Source organism: Alcanivorax sp. HI0083 (assembly GCF_001635175.1).
Genome location: NZ_LWFX01001074.1, coordinates 1 through 3,160 on the forward strand (window position 1 = coordinate 1; position 3,160 = coordinate 3,160).

The following is a 3,160-nucleotide window of genomic DNA, read 5'->3' on the forward strand; positions in this document are numbered from 1 at the left end:
GTGTCGGCATTACTGTCCCCTTGCTAATGGCTGCTGTAGGAGCACCTCTTGAGGTGCGAACCTCGCGAAGCGAGGCGACAGCGTTTGTGTCGCTCGCTGATGTTTTCTGAAACCTGTCGAGCGTTGATATTCCTGATCGTCCTGCGGACGATTTCCGCGCTGGCGCGCAGTTCGCACCTCAAGCGGTGCTCCTACATAGGTGTTGTAGAAATGTTGAGGTTATCAGGTCGCGCCTATCGATACGTCACCTGCTCGCTCGGCAGATGCAGATGCTCATTCACCGAGACTAGCCTCAGCTTGCCGGCATTCACAAGCACCCGGGTCACACTGGTGTTGATCAGGGTGCGGTTCCAGGTGATCAGGGCTTCGTCAGTAAGCCCCATCAACCGCTGGATGATCACGCTGATGGCGCCGCCGGAGGTGAACACCAGGGCGCTGTCGCCGCTGCTCAGGCTGTTGCCCAGGCTATAGGTGCTGGCCAGTACCCGTTCACGAAAGGCGGGCCAGCTTTCGCTGTAATCGCCGTCGCCGGTCTGCCAGCGGCGCAGGGCCTGCTCAAAGCGGGCCTGGAATACCTTGCGCGGGTGTTCCTGCTGCGCCAGCCACTGGGTCAGCGCCGCCCGGTCGGTGGCCAGGGGCCAGTCCACGGCCAGCAGTTCGCTGTGGTTGTATTCGTTGAAGCCGGTATCCGTATGCCATTCCTTAGCCAGCCCCAGCTCACCCAGGGTCGCTTCCGCTGTCTCCACATGGCGGCGCATGGTGCCGCAGATGGCCCGGGGAAAACCCAGCGACTGGTTCTGCAGGGCACGGCCAAGAATACGGCTTTGCTCCCAGCCCGGTTCGGAAAGCTGGTCGTAATCTTCCTTGCCGAAACTGGCCTGTCCGTGGCGGATCAGGTAAATCACCGGCATAAATCAGTGCTCTTTTTTCTGTTCGCTTTGTTCCAGCTTGCGCTGCAGGCGCACCGCGCCTTTCAGCATGATCCGGTTGAACACAAACGGCAGGAAGCGCTTGATCCAGTAAGCGCGGCGGCCGCTCTTGTGGGGCAGCAGGAAAAACTGTTGTTTGGCCACCGCCTGCTTGATCATTTCAGCAATCTGGTCGGCGGTGAGCTCGTCGCTGGACAGCAGCTTGTCCACGGTTTCGATCATGCCCGGTTCCGGGGTGCGCATGGACTCGTGCAGGTTGGTGCGGAAAAAGCCGGGACACACCACGGTGGTATGAATGCCATAGGGGGCCAGTTCGAAACGCAGGGTTTCCGACAGGGAAATGACGCCCGCCTTGGTCACGTTATAGCTGCCCATCACCGGTGCATGCAGCAGCCCGGCCAGGGAGGCGATATTGACGATATGCCCGTGGCCCTGGCGTTTCATCATCGGCACGAATACCTTGCAGCCGCGCACCACGCCTTTCACGTTGATATCGAAAATCCAGTCCCAGTCGGCCATGTCGCCACGGTCGATGCGGGCAGCACCGGCCACCCCGGCGTTGTTGACCAGCACGTCCAGCCCGCCCCAGTTCTGCTCCAGCCATTCGCGGGAGTTATTGAAGCTGGCGGCGTCGCGCACATCCAGATACTGGTACTGCAATTCGCCGGGCAGATCCTTGAGGGCGGCCAGGGTTTCGGCGGCCCGTTCCTGGTTCACGTCGCCGATCAGCACCCGGGCGCCCGCGCGCAGCCAGGCTTCGGCCATGGCGCGGCCAAGCCCGGACGCGCCGCCGGTAATCAGGATGCGTTGCGGGGTCTGACTCATGGTGTGTCCTGTTGTCATGGTGATTTCGGTCGCGGATTGTGCATTAGTCGGCATCAGGGGTCTTATCCATTGACCGATGCTAGTGATGGCGTTTCAATAAATCCAATGAATCCTCGCAATGACCAATGATAAACGCCATGCATGTTTCGCGCTTCGATCTCAATCTTTTCGTGGTCTTCGATGCTATCTATACCGAGGGATCACTGACCCGCGCCGCCAAGGTGCTCAACCTCACCCAACCGGCGGTCAGCCACGCTCTGGGGCGCCTGCGCGACCGCCTGGGTGACCCGCTGTTTGTCCGTCAGGGCAGCCGCATGGTGCCCACGGCCAGGGCGCGGGCCATGGTCAGCCCGGTGCGCCACGCGCTGGGCGGGTTTCAGCGTTGCCTGAGCGAAGAGGGCGGTTTCGATGCCAGCGAAGCGGAGCGCACCTTTGTGCTGGGCCTGCGTGATGGTCTGGAAGGGCAGTTGCTGCCGGCGCTGATGAGCCAGTTCATGGATGAGGCGCCGGGGGTGAAGTTGCAGTCGCTCACCGTGAGCCGCCGGCAAATGGCCACCGAGCTGGCCAGCGGCCGGCTGGACCTGGCCTGCGATGTGATGCTGGCGTTGCCGGAAGCCATCGAGCACCAGGCGGTGCTGCACGGCCCGCTGGTGGTGATGATGCGCGATTCTCACCCGCTGGCCGAAGGCATGGATCTGCCGGCCTACCTGGCCGCCCAGCATGTGCTGGTATCGTCCCGGCGCGAAGGGCCGGGGCTGGAAGATTTCGGCCTGGCCCGCCAGGGCTACCGGCGTCATATCCGCTTGCGGTGTCAGCATTATCAGGCGGCGCTCAGCACCGTGCAGCAAACCGACTTGCTGCTCACCATGCCCGCCAGCCTGGCCGGGCAGCTGCGGCGCCAGGGCCTGGTGCTCAAGCCGTTCCCCGGCGAACTGCCCGGCCTGGAAATGCACCTTTACTGGCACCGTGACCAGAGCGCTGACCCGGCGCACAGCTGGTTGCGCCAGCAAGTGCTGGCCCAGCTGCAAACCATGCAGAACGAAATCGAGCTAAGCGCGCCTTCGTTGTAGGTGCTTTGTCGGGTTACGGCTACGCCTCTCTGTGCCCTTGGGTGAACACGACCTACCTGAAACGCGGTCGAGTAGATACCGTCTCTCCCAATGAACCACAACCCCTCTCAAACGGGCTGTGGTTCATATTCTTTCTGGTGCGCCAGCACGCCGTAAGCGATGTGCACCAGTTTTCTCATGGCCGCGCCCAGCGCTGACATCTTTCGTTTGCCTGCAGCACACAGCCGTTGATATTGGCGCCGAATGCTGGGGTTATGCCGCATCGCCACAACGGCACCCATGTATAACTTTTGCCGCAACGCGGGGTCGCCATTCTTCGAGAGCCGCGGCGCGTGC

The 3,160-nt window shown here is 62.1% G+C and carries 4 protein-coding genes; 1 reads left to right on the forward strand and 3 read right to left on the reverse strand.

Features of this window, described 5'->3' with window-relative positions; genetic code table 11:
* Positions 1-233: 233 nt before the first annotated feature.
* The gene (locus A3754_RS14205) at positions 234-911 is read right to left on the reverse strand and encodes a histidine phosphatase family protein (protein ID WP_063520220.1); all 678 of its coding nucleotides are present in this window, start codon (positions 909-911) and stop codon (positions 234-236) included.
* A gap of 3 nt (positions 912-914) precedes the next feature.
* Entirely contained in the window at positions 915-1,754 is an 840-nt protein-coding gene (locus A3754_RS14210) for an SDR family oxidoreductase (protein WP_063520221.1), read from the reverse strand.
* Between the two features lie 137 nt (positions 1,755-1,891).
* Here A3754_RS14210 and A3754_RS14215 point away from each other — a divergent pair, with 137 nt between their 5' ends.
* The gene (locus A3754_RS14215) at positions 1,892-2,824 is read left to right on the forward strand and encodes a LysR family transcriptional regulator (RefSeq protein ID WP_063520222.1); all 933 of its coding nucleotides are present in this window, start codon (positions 1,892-1,894) and stop codon (positions 2,822-2,824) included.
* A 107-nt stretch (positions 2,825-2,931) separates the two neighbouring features.
* Here the strand turns inward: A3754_RS14215 and A3754_RS26175 are convergent.
* Positions 2,932-3,160, reverse strand: a 229-nt coding sequence (locus A3754_RS26175) for a transposase (RefSeq protein ID WP_156496824.1), incomplete at its 5' end; no start/stop codon positions are given.